General features: G+C 50.9%; 3 protein-coding genes. 2 read left to right on the top strand and 1 reads right to left on the bottom strand.

Features of this window, described 5'->3' with window-relative positions; genetic code table 11:
* The first annotated feature begins 318 nt into the window (after nucleotides 1–318).
* Nucleotides 319–546 (top strand): hypothetical protein, encoded by a 228-nt coding sequence (locus tag FEF65_RS13225; protein WP_138240291.1) that lies wholly within the window; start codon nucleotides 319–321, stop codon nucleotides 544–546.
* 338 nt (nucleotides 547–884) lie between these two features.
* On the opposite strand, the gene FEF65_RS13230 is transcribed toward FEF65_RS13225, so the two are convergent.
* A complete protein-coding gene (locus FEF65_RS13230; RefSeq protein ID WP_161595256.1) occupies nucleotides 885–1268 on the bottom strand; it encodes a response regulator in 384 nt (127 codons plus the stop codon).
* A 131-nt stretch (nucleotides 1269–1399) separates the two neighbouring features.
* On the opposite strand from FEF65_RS13230, the gene FEF65_RS13235 reads away from it, so the two are divergent.
* Complete coding sequence (locus FEF65_RS13235) at nucleotides 1400–2563, top strand: helix-turn-helix transcriptional regulator (RefSeq protein ID WP_138240293.1); 1164 nt, start codon at nucleotides 1400–1402, stop codon at nucleotides 2561–2563.
* Nucleotides 2564–3006 lie beyond the last annotated feature (443 nt).

Raw genomic sequence — 3006 nt, forward strand, 5'->3', positions numbered from 1 at the left:
ATTTACTACGGACGTCCATGTCCTTCGGGGTTTCACCCCCGTCGATATCGACGTTCAAATCGACTATCCTGTCGATTTGTAACACAAAGCCCCGCCGTTGAGAGCAATCTCCGGCGGGGCTTTTTTTATGCCTCTGCCCGAGCTGATACAAGCAGGGTTGTCCATCTCACATCGCACGGGTGCAATCCATTGCCCTTATCACAGTGAGTGTGCCAGACGAGTATATCGCCTATTTTGACAAGGCAGTTCGCAAAGAGATTTTCAAGTCGTTTGGCAATGGAAGTAATTTGAAGATGGAGTATCGCTTTATCAGTTTTGATGAAGGTAGTCGGTTTAAGCGCTACCTGGCCGGTGGAATTGGTGATTGGGGGACGCGGCACATTGCTTATTCAGGCTGACTTCTTTGATGCGACAGGCAAGAAACTTAGTTCAGTCCAGACCGATGCAGTGATTAGCGGCGGTCTCCTGGGTGGTTCATTCGAGAGTGCAATTGATAAGGCTGTAGAGAAGCTGGCCGAATACGCGATTGCTAACTTCAAGGGCTAATCCCGTTCGGACTTTCCGGTGTATCTTTGATGGCAAGGATACATTTTGTTTTATGCGTCTGACGTGCTGCCTCGATAACTCGTGGTGTTCACATGTGCACCCTGGCTGATTGGTTCACACATTAAGGGCGGCAGAGGGCGCAGTCATGATAAGTTTGCTGCGAGTTGTCTGTATTTGGACGATGGAAGTGTCATCATCAAGCCCCTGAGAATCATTGCAGGGGCTTGATGATTCTTTGTAATGATGCTGCATAAAGCCAATGCTGGCAGGTGATGTTCGGTCTTGCGTATGATGGTGGGCATCGAGGGGCAGGACATCTGCCAGGGAGCAGTGTTTGCCTAGATCGACTCAATATATTCGGCGAATGCCGGGATGTTCAGTGGTTTGTAAAACAACTCTACGCAGCCATGTTTCACCGCATCAAGCATGCCCATGTCGGCATAGCCGGTGATGGCTATAATCCTGATCTCTCTGTTGTATGTACGAATGTGATCGATCAGTTCAATGCCGCTCATGACAGGCATACATATATCGGTAATGACCAGGTCATACTGACTGGCGGGTGCGAGAAACATATCAAGCGCCCGCTGTCCGTTTTCAGCGCAGCTTACCTGATGGCCGAATGTGGCCAGTAACTCACCCAGTAACGATCTTAATTCACGGTTGTCATCCGCAATCAACACCTTTCTGGTTTTTGATCTGCTGTTATCCAGTTGATCCATATATGTCCCCGTTTCCCGGCCTCTATCATAGGCACCTGCCATCTGGCTCACTACCCTCATATGAGGGGGGACTGGCTCAGGAATTCTTATTAGCTTTCAGTGATATCTATGAGAATAAGGGGGGGCAGCTTTTGCTGGCATATAATCGACTGATTGAGGGCATATACGGGTTGGCTCTAAAGCAGGATGGACTACAGTCGTTACTGGATATGCTGGCCGAAGTGTTTCATTGTCGTGCGATCGGTGTGCAGGTGGTTGCCAAGCTCGACTGGCATGTTGTCAGTGAGGTCTCTTCGCAAGTCGGTGAAGATGATATGGCTGACTTCCTCGTATCATTTTCTGCTCTCAAGCCTTTTTTACAGGTCGTTGTGGATATTGCAGCAGAAACAGCTGCCGGCGAGGTTTACCTGTTTAGTGGTGGCGGCTTAACGAGGCTCGATTATGGCGTTGCCATACTTCCGGCTGTACTGGCAGGCACGAAGCGATCATTCGACCTGTTGTTCAGGGAGGGGGATTATTTTATCCAGGTGGTGCTTCGTTATGACGATCAGTTGCCTGCAGATTTTCATCACCTGATGCATACGGTCAATCTGGTTATGCCTCATGTGCGTAAATCGTTCAGTATCTACTTTGAGCTTGAAAGAGACAGGAGTTATGCGGCCGGCTTTGAGCAGGCGTTGGAGCACTTGTCATCGGGCTTGTTGTTGTTTAATGGTCACGGTGATCTCTGTTATCAGAACAATCGTGCCAGGGAAATGATTGGCGAAACGCATGCAATCAGCCTGATTTCAGGGAAAATGTACGGGGCGACACCGGAGTATACGCGCGCGATCAGGCAGGCCATACGCGATACCATCGTGCGGGCGAAGCGCAATGACAGAAATATTCAGGTGATGTTGCTCCATAATGGCATGAAAGGTGAGAGAGAGCTTCCGGTTGTTGCCATACCGATCGTGTTGTCGATGCGCAAGACAACAGAAAAGGATTCAGGGATCTTTGCTGCGCTGTTGATTGGTAGCGGTGGACTGGCTGGTAGCATTGAGCCTGAGGTGTTGCAGTTGCTCTATGGTTTGACCAATGCGGAAGCTCGTCTCGCGGCCTGTATCGCGGACGGCAATTCCCTGGGGCAGTGCAGTGCCTGTCTGGGGGTGACCGTTACCACTGCAAGAAGTTATTTGAAGCAGGTATTCCTTAAAACATCGACCCGCCGTCAGGCTGAGCTGGTTGCACTGGTGAAGGGAATTCCGGTTCTGCGGCCTCGCAACGATTCAGATGGTCCGGACTGTCACAGCTAATCACCCGATTATGCAGGGGATTCATATACATGAAAAAAGCTTCACGATATAACGGTTGACGGAGGGGGGCTTGAGGCTATGTTTCGCCGCCCTCGCAAAGGGGATCGGGTTGAAAAGCAGTTGATTTTGACCTGTTTCGGAACGTCAAAGAAAGTGGTTGACGGCTCGGAACGCGGCGCTAATGTTCGCCGCCCTCGCAAAGGGTGACCGGTTCGAAAAGCAGCAGTTTCGAGCCAGTCAGAGACGTCAAAAGAAAGTGGTTGACGGCTCGAAACGCGGCGCTAATGTTCGCCGCCCTCGCAAACCGGAGACGGTAAACGAGGTTCTTCAAAGCAGGTTCGCAAGGACGAGCGATGAAGAAAGAGGTTGACACCTCGAACGGCGACCGTATAGTTCGCCGCCCGCAGTCAGGCAGCGCAAGCCGCCCGATAGCGGAAGAAAAG

The sequence above is a fragment of the Mariprofundus erugo genome, from assembly GCF_005818865.1.
Lineage (GTDB): Bacteria > Pseudomonadota > Zetaproteobacteria > Mariprofundales > Mariprofundaceae > Mariprofundus > Mariprofundus erugo.